The following is a 15,650-nucleotide window of genomic DNA, read 5'->3' as shown; positions in this document are numbered from 1 at the left end:
ATTAGTTACCTAGTCCACTGAAATCAACTTTAGGCACAGCTTTTTCTTCTTCTGGTGTTTCAAGGAATTCAGCAGCCTTAAAGCTAAACATCTTGGCAATAACATTGCTTGGGAATGTTTCCAATTTCACATTGTAGTTACTTGTCACACTGTTATAAAGTTGACGCGAATAGGCAATTTTATTTTCAGTGTTCGTCAACTCTTCTTGAAGCTGGCTGAAGTTGGCACTAGCCTTAAGATCAGGGTAACTTTCAGCTACCGCAAAGATTCCAGAAACCTGACGAGTCAATTCATCACTGGCACGCATAGCTTGTGCAGGAGAAGTCGCAGCTGCTACCTGATTACGAAGTTCTGCTACTTTTTCAAGCGTTGAACCTTCATATTTAGCGTAACCTTTAACCGTTTCAATCAAGTTAGGAAGGAGGTCATTACGACGTTTCAATTGAACATCAATTTGACTCCACGCCTCCTTGGTTTGCATACGGCTCTTAACCAAGCCGTTATAACTTGCAATAACAAAAATCACAAGAACAACAATAATGGCAATAATAATCCAAATCATATTTTTATTCCTTTCTTATACCTAAAAAAGTCCGTACGACTTCTCTTACAAGTATCTTTAATAGTCTCAGTATATCAAATTTTCAGATAAAAGTGGTAAAATGTGAGCCGTTTTACAAAAAAACTGGACAAGATGTCCAGCTTTTGTATTACTCTTTCGACGTGTATCGTTTTCCTTGGGCTAGTGCATCTGCTTCTGTCATTGTAACGACATTTGCTTTGTTGGTATTGCTAGGCATACGTAAAAACACCTATCTAACTGGATGTTTCTTCCCTATTATTTCCCTGCTTTCTTACCTTGTTTAGTAAAATAAATTGTAGATATACTTAGTGTAACAGCAACTCCGACAAGGAAGAGAATCATTGAAGTCTGAGATTTTCCTTTTTCTTTGGAAGAATCACCCTGACTTTCAGAAGACTTAACTACCTGATTAGCCTCGATTACTTTATAAATACGGGCGATATTTTTAGGTGTGTCATCCTTCTTGCCTTCCGCCAATTCTGACAAATCACTGCCAATCTCTTTGACAACATCTTCAGAGCTTGCAAACGAAGCTGCTTCTGAAGCTAATGTTTCAGATGCCATAACCGCCATGACTTTACTTGAGATTACATCCACAGATTTCTCATTCAAAAGAAATTAAAGCGAATATCTTCTGAGGTAAACTGACTGCTTGTTACAGTGGTTTTTAGGTCGTTGTTCTAGGCGACCTGAGTATTTGGCAAAAGACTGACAACTTTCACAATCTCTCCATTTTAGTCCCAAGCTATTCTTGAAACTAGAAACAGATAATCTCAAATATTAAATATATTTAATGATGCTGTTTTTAAATTCAAAACAAAATAAAAGGCTAAGTAATCCATTTTAACAAGTCCTTAAAAAGCCCTATTTAGTAAGAACTATCAAATTAAATTTGGGAAATACCTGAAATCCTTTTTCTCAGATTTCTGCCAAACGTTTGATAGTCTTTTTTAATTTTACGATTCAAAGTATTATTTTTCGAATGTTTTAGTATTACAAATGTTAAACAGCAAAAAATAAGAAAGAGGCAAAAATACCTCTTTCTGTTCAAAAAAATGATTTAATCGGCTAGATCTTACGATCACAATACCTCTAGTTCTTCAAGCGATAGACCAGTCACATCTGATACAACTTCTAGAGGTAGGCCTTTTGAGAGCATCTTACGAATCAACTCTAAGCGCTCCTCATGACGACCTCGTTCCATGCCTTCTTCACGCGCTTCATCAATTGCTGTTTCCATGGTCATGTCATAATTTTCTTGAATACGTATGCGTTCATCAATCATCGCCTTTTCCTCCTGTGTCCAGCTGGATGAATCCAGTAATGAATCGGCATGCGTGACCGCTTGACTAGGTGCCATTGAAAATGGGAGATTTCCAAAGAACTCTAGCCACTGCCGCCCTTCATCCCTGATATGCTTATCTTTATTATACTTATCCAACTCTAAAAAGGCAATCTGAAGAAGGTTCTGCTGTTTTCCATCCTTATAGTAGGCATTCAAAGGCCTCCCCGTTCGACTATTGGCCATCCAATAAGTATTAATCGGGGACTCCTCATCTGGCAACAAGGTCTTCTCCAAGATGGCTATACCATAGATCGGCTCCATCTGCTCATACATCTTGTGTGTCTGTCCTTGTTGGCGTAATTGCTGCACATTTTCCACCAGCTGGTTAGCCAAATAATAATGAAAACGATTGAGAAAATAATGCTGCTTACGCACCTGAATCTCAATGATAACCTCAGTTCCATCATTCAGCTTAGCTCGAACATCCACCGAGGTTGAAAAGAGCTCATCCTCATCAAAGTCCTTTTTATGAAGCTGTGTTCCCTCCAAAATCTGAGCATCTACAACATCCAAATCTAAAATATCTCGAATAAATGCCACCGTCACTTCAGGCAGACTAAAAATCTTCTTGGCCATAATATCCAAGGTCGGTGAGACATGCTTGTGTCTTTTTTCCATCTACTTCTCCTTAGTCAAAAATAGAGGGTTGTCCCCTCTACTTCTATTATTCGGAAAAAGCCTTTGATTGCACTATAAGATCCATTAAGAAACTAAATAATAGTTCACTTTCAAGTCTCTAAATTGATCATAACCCAAATACTCATCATTCTGCAAGCGACCTAAAACAATGCTAGGATGAATACCAATCTCATCAGCAAATTTCTTAATCGCTTGTTTATCAAAGCAAGCCTCATCTATGAATCTTTGATATTCTTGAGGAGCAATTAGTAAATCTTTCGCAAATTGGTCTGCTTGTTCCTCAGAACGTCGATAAGAGTCGCTAGCTTCTTCATCAGACGAAAAGTCATTCTGCAGAATATGCCCAATCTCATGGAAAAGTGAAAACCAAAAAATATCCGATGCTTTATTACGATCAGTTAATAACAACAAGACACTACCATTTCCAAACTTCTTTGTTGCACCATTTAAATTGGCATTTGCTAAAGCAGGAAGTCCCACTAAGACAACCCCACACTCTAACAAGATATCGGTCAATTCTTGAGCAAAATCCTTTGGATCTTGTCTCGTCAATTCTCTCAAAGTCGGTAAGCTTCTCTCTAACTTTCTGCGATTAAGCTTTATAGTCGTTTTATTACGAGCTTTTTTAGATGCTAACTCTAACATGATATTGGAATTAACGATACTCTTTTCGGTAAAGTCACGTGTATTACGATAACTCACTAAATGGTTAAAAGTCAGGAGATATTCTAGACTCGATACTTCTAGAATCTTCCGAAGCTCTGTAATCTTTTCACCGATACTATAGCGCTTCTCTGGAACGTAGCCTTTTTGTTTAAAATACTTAAAGTCAATCATCTCGCAGATTTCCTTCTCTCGGCCTTGATCAAGCTCTCTTTGTTCTACAATTTCAGCCACTTTCACATCATAAATGCTTTGAAGGTTGAGCCAAGTCTGCATAGAAACACCACTTAACTTGGCTAACTTATGAGCTGTCTCCTTACTAATAGACTCCTCAGCATTAACTAGCTTGCTGACAGTCTTGGCAGAGACTCCCAAACGCTCCGCAAATTCTTTCTGAGTTACGTTATAGTCCTCAATTAAGTCTTCAACATACTGACCCGGATGAAAAGCAATCAGGTCTTTGTACTCAACAACTTTTTTACTCATAATGATTGCTAACCTCCTCTATTTTCATGATTTCGATTTCTACCGGACTAGAAAATACCTTCTCCAGATCTTCCTCCCGAAATCCTAAAATCAAACGATAGGAACTCCTTCGACCATCTATATCTAAAGCAAACTGTCCATTTCTCTTTCCCTTTAATTGGTGAAAATGATACTTAGGAAAAGCCGTCATACTAGCTAAAGAATCCGATGCTTCCAAAAGGTTAATCAACTGATGCAACCTTAATGCAACCCTATCTGAAAAATCCTTTTTCGCTCGCCTTAGCTCAGTGCACTGTTTCTTAACAGTTTTATTTGTATAGATAAGCTTCATAAATTCCTTTCCGTTCGATTTAAATTACCTTTTTGGTAATTTAATTATATCATGCAAAGAAAATAAAAACCAGCCAAAGGTTGATTTGGCTAGAATATTAAATACAAACACATAAAACTCAGTAACATGATTAAAGATATAATAACTGCGAAAACTCACATGAAGAAAATTAATCATTTATCTCAACTAAAAGCAATTCAAATAGCCCTTTAGTAACTACAATTATTACGATTACAATACTTAGTAAAAAACCAACATTTATAAAATCTGGAATACATTTAACTTCTAAAGATAACTCCACCATATATAATAAACTAACAACAAATGTATAGAAATACCTAACAATTATCTCTTCCCATTTTGAAGAGTATTCGTTTGAGTTCTTATCATACAATACAGATCGTATAGGAGAAGAATACAATATAGCAATCGCGGAAAGTAAGAAACCTGTGATTACAGAAATAAATGATACCGTATCACTATGACTTAGTAGAATATAATTCCTTAGTAAATATGATATAAACAAACTAATCACTAAAATACAACCAGAAATAACTCTATCTTTTTTTCGTAACTTACTCATTTGACAGGCTCTCTATTTCTTTGAGCAAAATATCTTTTACCTCTGCTCCTAAAAATTTCCCAGTTGCTTGTTGTTTTTCGACATTTATTGTAATTTTTTTGATAAACGTACCACGATTAAAAACATGTTCAAATCCTGCTTCGTCATTTCCTCGAATTAAGATACCTGATAGTTGATGATTCTCAGATTCTTTTACAATTTTTTTGATAAATGTTTTGATTTTATTTATTTTCATCCCAGATAGCTTTACATTCAACGTTAAATCATCCAAGCCATCGGTATCAAATAAATCAGATAGAGCTTCACGTTTTTCTGATAAAGATGAAAAAATATCATTTTTTGAAGTAAACTGAATTTCATCAACACTAGATAATATTTTAAAAAACTCCTCTTTATCTTCATAAAACCCCTTTATGTTAAACTTAACTTCCGTTGTATCTTTGAGAATTTTTTCTAGCAAATTACGGTGTCTTACATCCGAAAAATACAATAAATTATTATCTAAATCAAATAAGACAAAAAATTGCTTCAAAAATTCCAACTCTGTTTCTGATTTGGGATTTTCCCGTTTTTGATTCGTATAGTAGTCCGTTACAGTAGTATCTCTTGGCTCTAACTTTCCAGATTCTATTACTAAAAAAACAAAGTGATTATTTTTATCAACCTCTATATGGTATAACCCATTATCATGTTGTAAGTTGCATGGAGTCAACTTATCAAATGTCTTTAAAATAGGTTGTAACCACCTCTCCCCCCTTTGATCACTTTCAATAAATGGTTTCCAAATTGAAAAAGTAAGCTCTGACATTTATTTCCCCTCAAATTCTTTCAACTTCAAAATTCTAACAATTGTATCCTCTACTCCACCTTCACCTGCCCATTCATCAGCATTGGCAAGAGCCAATCGCGAAGTTGGGTGAGTTCTTGGTTTTCAAAAATATTGTTCTTAATCTTTTCGTAAATAACATTTGCTTGTGTTTCAAATTTTGACGATACTTCTTTATCAGGAACTATAACAGTTTTCTCTTTTAGAAATTTGAAATGTCTAGCATATCCATAATTTGATAAATCAAAATCTTCAATCATGTGATAAAGTAATACATTTGAAATATTCTCATTATTTGAAATTAAGACTTGAGTGCCATCAGCTCCTCTAGCATAATCAAAATTTATATATTTTACTACTCTAGTGTGATCACCAAATATTACATGCCCATCTTGAGCTTGTAGTAAGGCATTTTCATTATTCGTAAAACCTGCAATAAATTTTTGACTCTGATCGATAACAGGTATTTCCCCAATAAATTCAATCGAATTATTTTCAATCTTTTCAGCTTTAGTAACTTTATCTAATAAGTTACCAACACTCTCAACTCCCCACCCCTCTGGGATTTCGCGTTTGAGTTCTGGGTTATAGACCATCTTTCCACCTGATGATTTGTAAGGTTTGCCATTCTGGTCTGGGAAATCAAACTGCACAAACCAGTAATCATAGAGGGTCTTAGCCATAGCTTCCAACTCTTGGTTGATTTGGTTGTTGATTTGGATTTTTTGGTCAATACTCTTCAGTAATTTACCAATTTTTATTTGTTCATCAATTTCTAAATCTGGGATAACAAAATTCATGATTTGGCTCTTATCTCCACGAGGCATTTTTGTGCCTTTCGATCCCTTCATTACATATTCAAAGAACGAATCTTGAGTCAAAGCATAGTATAAAAAATTATAGTCAATCACATCATTAGGACGAACTACTAAAACATCAGATGATGCTCCTCCATCAATGTCAGCTTGCCAAATTTTCTTTAAATAAGGACGTATATTTGCTATCAAAATATCATTTTTCTTGAATCTTGTTACTTTTTGAGTGGGTAACTTTTCTGCTATTACTCTCCCTTTTTTATTTTGTAATAAATTATCTGTTGTAATATACTCCGAAATATCAATACTATCAACAGAAATCTTTTCCGTTACATAACATGATACATTAGACAACTTACTCATACTTCAACCCCTTCAATTGCTCTTCAATCTCCTTCTCCAATGCATGCGATTGCTGGAAGAGGTCTGAGAGTTTGCTTTGAAAGGCGGCCATCTTGGCTTCAAACTCTTCTGCTGTGATATCTACATAGTCAATCTTGATGTCAAAGTACTGGCCTGCGCTGAGAGAGTAGTTTTTCTCTTTGATATCCTCATATGAGACAGTGACAGAAAAGTCCTCGACGGCTTCCTTCTTGATAAAGGTCTCGACAATCTTCTGCTCTTCCTCAGGAGACAGCACAGTTTTTTGGTTCTTGCCTTCCTTGATCTTGGTTCCGAGGTTCGAAGCATCGATGAGGACGACATCGCCCTTGTTTTTCTTATCGATAAAGAGGATGGAAACTTTGGTACCTGTCGTCGCAAAGATATTGGACGGCATGGAAACGACACCTGCCATCATTTGATTGTCTACCAAGTGTTGACGGATTTTCTTATCAATGCCATTTTGCGCCGTAATAAATCCTGTAGGCAAAACAACGGCTGCTTGGCCATCTGGCTTCAAGGAGTAAATGATATGCTGGATAAAGAGCTCATAGATAGCCATCTTGTCCTTAGATTTTGGTAGAGTTTTAGGCACACCTGCAAAGAAACGCTCACTAGCTTCTGGCAAAGTCTCTACTTGGTCCCGCCATTTTGAAAAGTCCAGTTTGAACGGAGGATTGGAGACAATATAGTCCATCTTTTCAGGATGACGATTACGTAAAATGGTATTGCCTTCAACGATATTATGGATGGAGTGTTGAAGTCCATTCAAGATTAGATTGAGACGAAGCAGATTGGATGATTTTTGTGAGATATCCTGACTATATACAGTTGCCTTATCCACACCAATACGACTGGCGAGATTCATAAGTAAGGTTCCAGAACCAGCAGATGGGTCATAGATACGCACATTTTGAGGTTTGTCATTACCTACTAGGATCTCTGCGATAATCTTAGCAACAGAATGGGGTGTGTAGTACTCGGCATACTTTCCACCACCGTCTTTGTTGTAGTCCTTAATCATGTACTCAAAGAGAGTAGAGAAAAAGTCAAAACCTTGAGAAAAAATATCTTGATTGAATTTGACCTTAGCCAACAGATTGATAATCGCCTTAGCCACTTCATTTCGCTTACTTGAATCTGAAATGTTATCGGTAATCAGGCGCTCATCAAAAAGACGAACCGTTGTATCCCCTTCTGTATGGACAGAGAAGATATCGTTGTTGTCAATGGCAATTTGGTTGAGTGTGTTTTCAAACGTCTCATAAAAATCAGATTCATTTTGCTTGCGATGGAGCGTTTCGATGAATTGGTTTGGCTTCATCCAAGCTGTTGACGTTCCTATATCCTCTAGGAGCCAATCATAATCCTCTTCACTCATAGATACTAGATACTCATAAGTGTTTTCCGAATCGACATTTTGAGCTTCATAGAGAAACTTGTCATTCAAGAATTTGTACAAGAAAGATTGAGTAAGGAGCTTGTACTCTCCTGCTTCACCACCTAAACCAGCGTGGGTAAAGACTGCTTTCAAATCGTCTACCAAGTCTTGGACTTGGACCTTATAGTGTTCATTCATTAGTTTTGATATTCCTGTTCGTATTCTTCAAATAAAGATTCAACAAGATTATTGAAGTCTTGTTTTGTCAACTTTTCATTTCCTGCTGATTCTGTACTTTTCATTTCTTTGCGTGCCTGTTCACGAATCATTCGTTTTAAAAAATCATTGTTATCAAGGACACCTTGATTTAGACCAATTTGATAATCTAAATTGGCTTTTGAGCCTTTAATCACATGGAAGATAACTGGAAATTCACTTACCACAGTTGAGTTGGTAACATGCTTGAAAGATCGAGCTGCCATTTCATCGCCATTGAAATTCATAGCTAGTCGTCGAATTCGGCTCTTATAATCTTCAAATGCGTCAAACAGATTTTGATACTCAGTCTGAGTTTCTTTGATATTCTCCATTGTGAGGCCTTCCTGCTCATAAATCATATGTTTCTTCATGATTCTACGGAATTCCTCATAGAGATTTACCCATTCAGGGTCTTTTTCATCTGGACGACCGTTAATCCCACCTGCCACTCTTTTACGAAGCTCGTAGAGATCATTCGCTGCTAGTCGTAACTCCTCTTCTGCGATTTTAACGAAACTAAATGTCGTATCAGACATTGCTAGATTAAGCAAGGTTCGACTTGAAAATTCGTCAGGTTTTTCCATAAGTGAGAGGTTAAGTAAACGTCTTGAAATCACGTTCAACAAAGTCGATACATGGTTAATGTCAATCTTACTTAGAAGTTCACGATGTCCTAAAAGTCGAGCAACATTATAAAATTGCTTCATCGCTTCTAGCGCTTTTCGTAACTCGATAAGTTGATGTCTATCCCTCACTTCATCAATTGTTTGAGAGAAGAACTCTAGATTCTCAGTTGGATAATTCATCAAAATTGTCTCTGATTTCTCAAGTTGTTTACTAATTTCGTCAGCTGAAACAAAGAGGGAACCAAAAACATTTTCAACATCTTCTCCTGTGTTTTTTAGATCATACTCCTGATTGAGCTCCTCCAAATACGCACGATTGGTTTTATCAAATTCTTTCGAAATATCCGCAAAGTCAATCACATATCCAAATTGATAATCCTTATATGGACGATTAACACGTGTCAATGTTTGAAGTAAGTTATGAGCCTTGATTTTGCGACCTAAGTACAATCTTTTCAACCTAGGTGCATCAAATCCTGTTAGTAACATCGAATACACAATAACAAGATCAATTTTACCTTCTTTATAGCTTTCTACACGATCTTTCTTGTATTCTTTGTCACCTTCATCATGAAGGATTAAAGCTGATGTGATATTTGTCTCCCCACGACTTCTGCGTTCTTCTAATTGCTTTTCAATCTCACGAGCTTGCTTAGATGAATCACAAACAATCATTCCACCGATGGAATCATCATCGAAGACAACATCACGTGCTCTATTGAAATCTTCCAGAATGAAATCCAACATTGGTGAGACATAACGTGGATGAGCAAAAATATCATCTTTTGAAAGATCTCCACGCAAGATTTCTTCATTGATGGTTTGAAGAGTCTCTTTATAAGAGGTTTCAATATCTTCACGCATCAGACGAAGTGTAAAACCATCATCAATCGATTGATTGTAGTAGTATTTATGGATGTAATCACCAAAAATATCACGTGTCGTTGCATGACTTTCCTTGGTTTTACCATCTTTTTTATATGTTATTAGGGGCGTTCCAGTCAGTGCAATCTTAATAGCATTTTTATCTGCATTGTATAGATTTGGGAGATAGGAGCCTTTCTCATTATATGAACGGTGAGCTTCATCAATAAAATAGATATTTTGACGATTTAAATCGTAGCCTGAATGATCCGTTAAATCTGAATTATCCTTAAATTTCTGAATATTGACGACAGCAACTTGATAAGCATCATGCTTTTCATTCAATTCTTGTGGACGGTTAATCCTTTTTACTTTCAAGCCACGTTTCGTAAACTCTCGCGTAGCTTGGTCTGCAAGATCTAAGCGGTCAACTACAAAATAAAACTGAGGAACAATTTCCTGTTTTGAGAAATAATTTGTAAGGTACCTGATATTAAAATAAGACAAGGCAGTTTTTCCAGACCCTTGTGTATGCCAGATGACACCTTTCTTCACTCCTTTTCCAATTGCATCCTCAATTGCTTTTGTTGCAAAAAACTGTGGATAACGCATCACATGTTTTTGCAACTGAATAGTGCCATCTTTTGAGCGTTCTTCTACATAAGCTAATCCATAGCGAAGCAAAAACAATAATCTTTCCTTTTGATAGAGTGATGAGATAAATGTATTACAAGGTGTACTTGGATCTTGATTTGTCTTAAATTCTGGCTGAGATTTCAAGGCAAATCGATTAACATCTTTTAATACTGCGTCAATCTCCTCTTCACCTAATGAACGTATAGAATAAATTAGTTCCTCTTCTCTTTCTTCCTTAAATGCATTGAATTTAGTTTTTGAGAATGCATTTGAACAGTAAAAGGACCCTTGCTTTTGTTGACCTTGACCACTGATATAAGGTAAATTATCTGAGAATGAAAGCAATTGGGTAATATTATTGAAACGACGAAATCTCCTATTCTCAAATCTAACGGCTGTTCGTGATTGCTCAGATCGAATAGCAGTCTTACCATCACGAATGGCATTAGGTTGTTTCACTTCAATATATGAAAGTGGCAAGCCATTTATAAAAATGACAATATCAGGTCTAAACTCGTCTCCTCCATTTTGACAGGTTACCTCTAAAGCAAGGTGAAATGTATTACTTTCAGGGTTTTCCCAGTCAATATAAGTTGGACCACTATTACTTACTATACGTTTATAAAAAGCACGTCCTAAATCATTTTGATCTAATTCAATCTTGATATTATTAAGTTCTCTTTCAACATCCAAATCAGTTGCATAATTGTTGAACTTTAAAAATTGCTCTCTAAAGATTGAAATTAAAATATTTGTTTCAGGATCTCTTCCCATAATCTCCTTACCATTATGAGGAAGATATGTATACCCCAAACGCATTAAGTGTAAGGCTGCTGGAATCTGAACCCTAGTTAATTCTGAAAACTCTCTTCTAGAAACCATTGTTTCACCTCTCCGTCCTGTCGTAATCCCTTACATTATAGCATTTTCAGAGTTTCTTTCATAGTTTTGGGAAAATTCAAACAAAAAAACACGGCCCGAAGGTCATGTTTTTATCATCTATTTATTCCCCCCTATGAATCGTAAACCCTGTGGCTTGCTGGTTAGCCATGATGGTCATGTCTGAAATCTGGACACGTCGTGGTTGTTTGGTGACGTAGAGGACTGCTTCCGCAATATCTTGGGCTTGGAGGGCTTCCAAACCTTGGTAGACCTTGGCTGCCTTGTCCTTATCACCGTGAAAGCGAACTTGTGAAAAATCCGTCTCAACGATACCGGGCTGAATGGTTGTCACCTTGATATCTGTGGTAATGGTATCAATACGCAAACCATCACTGAAAGTTTTCACTGCGGCCTTGGTAGCTGAGTAAACGGCGGCGCCCGCGTAGGCATAGATGCCTGCTGTAGAGCCCATATTGATGATATGGCCCTCATTGGCAGCAACCATACTTGGCAAAATCTGACGTGTCACCATCATCAAGCCCTTGACATTGGTGTCGAGCATGGTCAGTAGATCCCACTCTTCATAATCTTGATAGGCTGTTAGGCCTAGTGCCAGGCCTGCATTATTGACCAAGACATGGACTTGCCCCACACTTTTGAGAATGGCTTGGCAAACATCCTTGACCATGTCCATATCGGTAACATCCAGTGCAAAAGTCCAAACTTTTTGATTGGGATAGGTTGCTTGGAGCTCTTCTTTCAAGGCTTGAAGACGCTCCACACGGCGACCTGTTAGGATGACATTTTCCCCCTCTTTAGCAAAGGCACGCGCCGTTGCTTCGCCAATTCCTGATGTTGATCCTGTAATAAGTACGTTTTTAGGCATGATATCCTCCACTCCTATAGTTCAGCTGACCCTAATCGTTATTTGTCAATTCCCCCAACTTCTTGATAAAATCAGGAAGTTCAAGCTTGGGCAGGCTAGATTTCTTGTTCCCTGACTTCCAAAATATCCAGAGTAATTGGTTGAAACCATCTTGAAGAATCTTTTTTTGTTGGTCAGTAAGATGTTGGTCAGTAAGGTTGCCAAATTCTTGCAACAACTGACCTATCTTAGGGAGAGTTTTGATACTAATATCGTCTAGACTCTCAATTCCAGAATCAAGAATGGTATCAAAGAATAAATCACAGACCTGCTTGAGTTCTTGATTTGGCAAGGTCTCAATCCACTCTTGGAAGGTTTCTTCCAAACGTTGACTCAACTCTGTTGGCTGGTCCTCATAAACAAAATCATTTGCCACTAAATCAACCTCCCAAGTCAAGGCGTTATGTTGAGCAAATCCAATGCCTTCTGCTGCGACTAGCTGGGCAGGCCTATCCCAATAGAGCATAACCCCCACAACAGAATCTTGAGGTCTAATAACTGTCATCCTGGCTTTCAACTCTTGGTAAGAAGGCTTCTCTAAGAGGGGCTTCATCAAGCCCGGAGAATCAAGAAGCAAGAGCTCTGCTATTTGCTCACGCAAGACAGTCGAACTCTGAACAGCCGAATAGAGGGCAAGATTGCCACCCTTGGAGTGTCCGGAAACAGCGATATGGCCACTGAGGTTTGGCAAGTGCTTCTCCAGAAAGGCCATGGCTGAGCGATGCGCAGGAATTTCCCGACTGTAGGTCAACTGAAAATCCTCCTTCCAACCAATGACGCTATCATCGGTACCACGAAAGACAATCTGCTGGTAGTCCAATTCAGGCAGACTGAAAATCATAGCCGCAAACTGTTTTTCGACTTCCTTGTCCAAGACACTACAGTAGTCACTTAGATTAAGTCCAGCGAAACGCCTAGACCTGACCATGGCTTCAGCCAAATCTACCCGTTCCTTAGTCACCATGAAGCTGTAGTCTAGATTTAAGTCCTTCCCTTCAGCATAGTCATGTAAATTGATGGTTTCCTTCAAATCACTTGCTGAGAGCCATTTTTCATAAGTCAGGTAGCCAATCTCATTGATGCAAACCTTATCCAAGATATTTAGAGGCTCTTGATCAAAGGTAAGTTCCTTTACCTTTTCAAGATAATCGATTAGATTGGACATAGTAATCTCCTTGAAGTCTTTCTTACTTTGATTTTACTAGAATTTTCAAAAAATTGTTAGTGAAAAATGTGATATGATAAGAGAGATTATTTATTAGGAAAAGGAAGCTTATGACTATTTCACGATTTTACCGTATTTTACTAGCTCTTTGTGGACTGGTAGGAGTCTCTATCCAAATCCATGATGATGGTTGGGGCATGCTACTCTATTACACCGTTTTGTCCAATATCCTCGTCTTTTCTAGTTTGATTTTCTTTATCATCTATGACTTCAAAAAAGGAGATGCGACGACTAACACAAAACTCTTGCGTTACAAGGGTGGCGTAACCATGGCCATCCTCATCACTGGAGTCATCTATCACATCCTCTTGGCTCCTATTACAGAACCTGAGAAATTCTGGACCCTCCGCAATTTCTTGGTTCACTATATTGTCCCTTGGGGATTGGTGCTTGATACCCTCATTTTCGATGCTAAGAAAGCCTACCGTCTCCGTGAACCAATTTACTGGTCAGTGGTCCCTCTGTCTTACTTTGCCTTTGCCCTTCTAAATGGCTTGGTTCTAAAACTCCCAATCCCAGGTGCCAAAGATAGCCCTTTCGCCTACTTCTTTATCAATGTCAATAAATTTGGTTGGAACAAGGTTTTGGTAAATGTCCTAGTCATCAGTGCCGGGTATATCGCTGTCGGCTATCTCTTGTACCTCTTGAAAAAATTTATCGGTCGTAAACCAGCATAAAATACAAACTGAGCTCCAAAAGGAACTCAGTTTTTTCTATTTCAACAAGCCTAATTTATCAAAAGCCTTATAGAGGCCATCAGCTTCAACATCGTCTGTTACAAGGTCTACCATAGCTAAGATTTCTGGACCACCATTTTCCATGGCAACACCAATCTCACAGTATTCCAACATAGGGATATCAATCTTGGCATCACCAAAAGCAATAGTGTCCGATTGCTTGGCTCCCAAATGCTCCAAAATGACATCAATAGCATGAGCCTTGTTAATATCCTTAACACCCAAGTCACCAAATAGGGCCGTTTCACCTCTCCCCTCCCCAAGTATGGGCCTCAAGCTGTGGAAAAGCTTCTTTCGAATCTAGATGGTCCTGATAGGATTCCAAAACGAAACTGACCTTGTTTAGCTCGTCACGATAGAGTTCCCCACTATACTCAAGTCCATGAATGAAATCTTCTGGTTCCTTACCCTCAACAGACTATGCAGATTGCCCCTTTTGAATAGCGTAAGTCTTAAGTGTCTCACTTGATCGCTCACGAAAATCAGAACTAGCAAAGAGACCATTATTGCTCTCAAGATAAAAGGCTAGATAACGTTCGGTCAACCAATCCACAACCTTAGCAGTGTCTTCCTTGGAAATCAGCTCATGCATAAGGACCTGGCCATGATGCTCCCCATAAGAGCCATTGCCACCAATGTCCCATCCAAGCCAATGTCCCATAATTCTGGTTGCATTTCTGCCTTGCTACGACCAGTACAAACATATACCAGATGACCGTTTTCACGGGCCTGACGAATAGCCTTTACGGCTGATTCTGGGATGTGATTATGATAATCTACCAATGTCCCGTCAACATCTAAAAAAATAAGTTTTGACATGATATTACCTCAAGTATTCTTTTACTTTATTATCTCCTGATACTGCTCCAATCCAAAGTATTGCCATTTCTCCTGAAAGAAGCTATGATGAAGGTATGAATGATTTAAAAACACTACTGAATCACCTGCCCTATAAATTAGCAGCCTATGATGCTACAGGAACCTTTCTCTATGACAATGGTGGTGCTGACGGTAGCTTCTTCCCCCGTGAGTCTGAAAATCTTCCCGATTGGATCATGTCTGAAGTTCTAGCGTCTCCTACCAAAGAAAGAAGTTATCAGATTCCAACTGACAGTTTTGATCAAATTCTCATCCAGACCTACCAAGCTGCTATCGACAACGAAGGAAAGGTCCTAGGATTTTGGGAAACCATTTATGATTTGAAACAACCTCTCAAGACCTATCTGGATAACTCTGCTCAAGCTCTTGCCGCCTGGTCTGATACCACTAGTGGTGCTAGTTTTAAGGAAAAAGCCGACAAATAAGGCTAAAAATCCGTCTTAAATAAATGAAATATTCACTTAATTCACAACTAATCACCTAGTAATACCTTCATTAAATCAGTTTGAGCTAGTATTACTAAGCTTTTAAAAAATAAGTTACTTTAATATCTCTCACAGAATTTACAAACACTCTATTTTGCAT

At 37.9% G+C, this 15,650-nt stretch carries 14 protein-coding genes and 2 pseudogenes; 2 read left to right on the top strand and 14 right to left on the bottom strand.

Going from position 1 to position 15,650, the window contains the following annotated elements; all coding sequences use genetic code 11:
• Window position 1: 1 nt before the first annotated feature.
• The 13 genes and pseudogenes from EL076_RS03790 to EL076_RS03730 form a co-directional block, all read right to left on the bottom strand.
• Window positions 2-562 (bottom strand): LemA family protein, encoded by a 561-nt coding sequence (locus tag EL076_RS03790; RefSeq protein WP_003097456.1) that lies wholly within the window; start codon window positions 560-562, stop codon window positions 2-4.
• A 148-nt stretch (window positions 563-710) separates the two neighbouring features.
• Window positions 711-800 (bottom strand): annotated as a pseudogene (locus tag EL076_RS10235) (deoxyribonuclease); the annotation flags it as partial.
• A gap of 38 nt (window positions 801-838) precedes the next feature.
• Complete coding sequence (locus tag EL076_RS03780; protein ID WP_232009675.1) at window positions 839-1,195, bottom strand: hypothetical protein; 357 nt, start codon at window positions 1,193-1,195, stop codon at window positions 839-841.
• A 469-nt stretch (window positions 1,196-1,664) separates the two neighbouring features.
• Window positions 1,665-2,546 carry an Rpn family recombination-promoting nuclease/putative transposase gene (locus EL076_RS03775; RefSeq protein WP_003097458.1) on the bottom strand — a complete coding sequence of 294 codons (882 nt, stop codon included), beginning with the start codon at window positions 2,544-2,546 and terminating at the stop codon, window positions 1,665-1,667.
• Window positions 2,547-2,630: 84 nt separating this feature from the next.
• Entirely contained in the window at window positions 2,631-3,716 is a 1,086-nt protein-coding gene (locus EL076_RS03770) for a HigA family addiction module antitoxin (protein ID WP_003097459.1), read from the bottom strand.
• Window positions 3,709-4,047 (bottom strand): type II toxin-antitoxin system RelE/ParE family toxin, encoded by a 339-nt coding sequence (locus EL076_RS03765; protein ID WP_003097460.1) that lies wholly within the window; start codon window positions 4,045-4,047, stop codon window positions 3,709-3,711. The genes EL076_RS03770 and EL076_RS03765 overlap by 8 nt, the downstream gene beginning before the upstream one ends.
• A 169-nt stretch (window positions 4,048-4,216) precedes the next feature.
• Complete coding sequence (locus tag EL076_RS03760) at window positions 4,217-4,630, bottom strand: hypothetical protein (protein ID WP_003097461.1); 414 nt, start codon at window positions 4,628-4,630, stop codon at window positions 4,217-4,219.
• Complete coding sequence (locus EL076_RS03755) at window positions 4,623-5,438, bottom strand: hypothetical protein (protein WP_003097462.1); 816 nt, start codon at window positions 5,436-5,438, stop codon at window positions 4,623-4,625. Before EL076_RS03755 ends, EL076_RS03760 begins: the two co-directional genes overlap by 8 nt.
• A 50-nt stretch (window positions 5,439-5,488) precedes the next feature.
• A complete protein-coding gene (locus tag EL076_RS03750) occupies window positions 5,489-6,634 on the bottom strand; it encodes a restriction endonuclease subunit S (protein WP_003097463.1) in 1,146 nt (381 codons plus the stop codon).
• Window positions 6,627-8,231 (bottom strand): HsdM family class I SAM-dependent methyltransferase, encoded by a 1,605-nt coding sequence (locus tag EL076_RS03745; RefSeq protein WP_003097464.1) that lies wholly within the window; start codon window positions 8,229-8,231, stop codon window positions 6,627-6,629. The genes EL076_RS03750 and EL076_RS03745 overlap by 8 nt, the downstream gene beginning before the upstream one ends.
• Window positions 8,231-11,299 carry a type I restriction endonuclease gene (locus EL076_RS03740; protein WP_126429311.1) on the bottom strand — a complete coding sequence of 1,023 codons (3,069 nt, stop codon included), beginning with the start codon at window positions 11,297-11,299 and terminating at the stop codon, window positions 8,231-8,233. Before EL076_RS03740 ends, EL076_RS03745 begins: the two co-directional genes overlap by 1 nt.
• Before the next feature lie 121 nt (window positions 11,300-11,420).
• Window positions 11,421-12,185 (bottom strand): SDR family NAD(P)-dependent oxidoreductase, encoded by a 765-nt coding sequence (locus EL076_RS03735; RefSeq protein WP_003097466.1) that lies wholly within the window; start codon window positions 12,183-12,185, stop codon window positions 11,421-11,423.
• A gap of 31 nt (window positions 12,186-12,216) precedes the next feature.
• On the bottom strand, window positions 12,217-13,389 hold the full coding sequence (locus EL076_RS03730; RefSeq protein WP_003097467.1) for an Mbeg1-like protein: 1,173 nt from the start codon (window positions 13,387-13,389) through the stop codon (window positions 12,217-12,219).
• A 110-nt stretch (window positions 13,390-13,499) separates the two neighbouring features.
• Between EL076_RS03730 and EL076_RS03725 the strand changes: the two genes are divergently transcribed.
• Complete coding sequence (locus EL076_RS03725; protein WP_002890606.1) at window positions 13,500-14,126, top strand: Pr6Pr family membrane protein; 627 nt, start codon at window positions 13,500-13,502, stop codon at window positions 14,124-14,126.
• 36 nt (window positions 14,127-14,162) lie between these two features.
• Here EL076_RS03725 and EL076_RS03720 read toward each other — a convergent pair.
• Window positions 14,163-15,005 (bottom strand): annotated as a pseudogene (locus EL076_RS03720) (HAD family hydrolase).
• 95 nt (window positions 15,006-15,100) lie between these two features.
• Between EL076_RS03720 and EL076_RS03715 the strand changes: the two are divergent.
• Window positions 15,101-15,490 carry a hypothetical protein gene (locus EL076_RS03715; protein WP_003097470.1) on the top strand — a complete coding sequence of 130 codons (390 nt, stop codon included), beginning with the start codon at window positions 15,101-15,103 and terminating at the stop codon, window positions 15,488-15,490.
• Window positions 15,491-15,650 lie beyond the last annotated feature (160 nt).

Origin of the sequence: Streptococcus vestibularis (assembly GCF_900636445.1) — a bacterium.
In the GTDB taxonomy this organism is placed as follows: domain Bacteria; phylum Bacillota; class Bacilli; order Lactobacillales; family Streptococcaceae; genus Streptococcus; species Streptococcus vestibularis.
This window is presented reverse-complemented; position numbering and strand designations above follow the sequence as displayed.

Bases quoted from the DNA above. Each gene is read 5' to 3' on its own strand.
- EL076_RS03790 (WP_003097456.1), bottom strand. From the start codon at position 562: ATGATTTGGATTATTATTGCCATTATTGTTGTTCTTGTGATTTTTGTT.
- EL076_RS03775 (WP_003097458.1), bottom strand. From the start codon at position 2,546: ATGGAAAAAAGACACAAGCATGTCTCACCGACCTTGGATATTATGGCC.
- EL076_RS03770 (WP_003097459.1), bottom strand. From the start codon at position 3,716: ATGAGTAAAAAAGTTGTTGAGTACAAAGACCTGATTGCTTTTCATCCG.
- EL076_RS03765 (WP_003097460.1), bottom strand. From the start codon at position 4,047: ATGAAGCTTATCTATACAAATAAAACTGTTAAGAAACAGTGCACTGAG.
- EL076_RS03760 (WP_003097461.1), bottom strand. From the start codon at position 4,630: ATGAGTAAGTTACGAAAAAAAGATAGAGTTATTTCTGGTTGTATTTTA.
- EL076_RS03755 (WP_003097462.1), bottom strand. From the start codon at position 5,438: ATGTCAGAGCTTACTTTTTCAATTTGGAAACCATTTATTGAAAGTGAT.
- EL076_RS03750 (WP_003097463.1), bottom strand. From the start codon at position 6,634: ATGAGTAAGTTGTCTAATGTATCATGTTATGTAACGGAAAAGATTTCT.
- EL076_RS03745 (WP_003097464.1), bottom strand. From the start codon at position 8,231: ATGAATGAACACTATAAGGTCCAAGTCCAAGACTTGGTAGACGATTTG.
- EL076_RS03740 (WP_126429311.1), bottom strand. From the start codon at position 11,299: ATGGTTTCTAGAAGAGAGTTTTCAGAATTAACTAGGGTTCAGATTCCA.
- EL076_RS03735 (WP_003097466.1), bottom strand. From the start codon at position 12,185: ATGCCTAAAAACGTACTTATTACAGGATCAACATCAGGAATTGGCGAA.
- EL076_RS03730 (WP_003097467.1), bottom strand. From the start codon at position 13,389: ATGTCCAATCTAATCGATTATCTTGAAAAGGTAAAGGAACTTACCTTT.
- EL076_RS03725 (WP_002890606.1), top strand. From the start codon at position 13,500: ATGACTATTTCACGATTTTACCGTATTTTACTAGCTCTTTGTGGACTG.
- EL076_RS03715 (WP_003097470.1), top strand. From the start codon at position 15,101: ATGAATGATTTAAAAACACTACTGAATCACCTGCCCTATAAATTAGCA.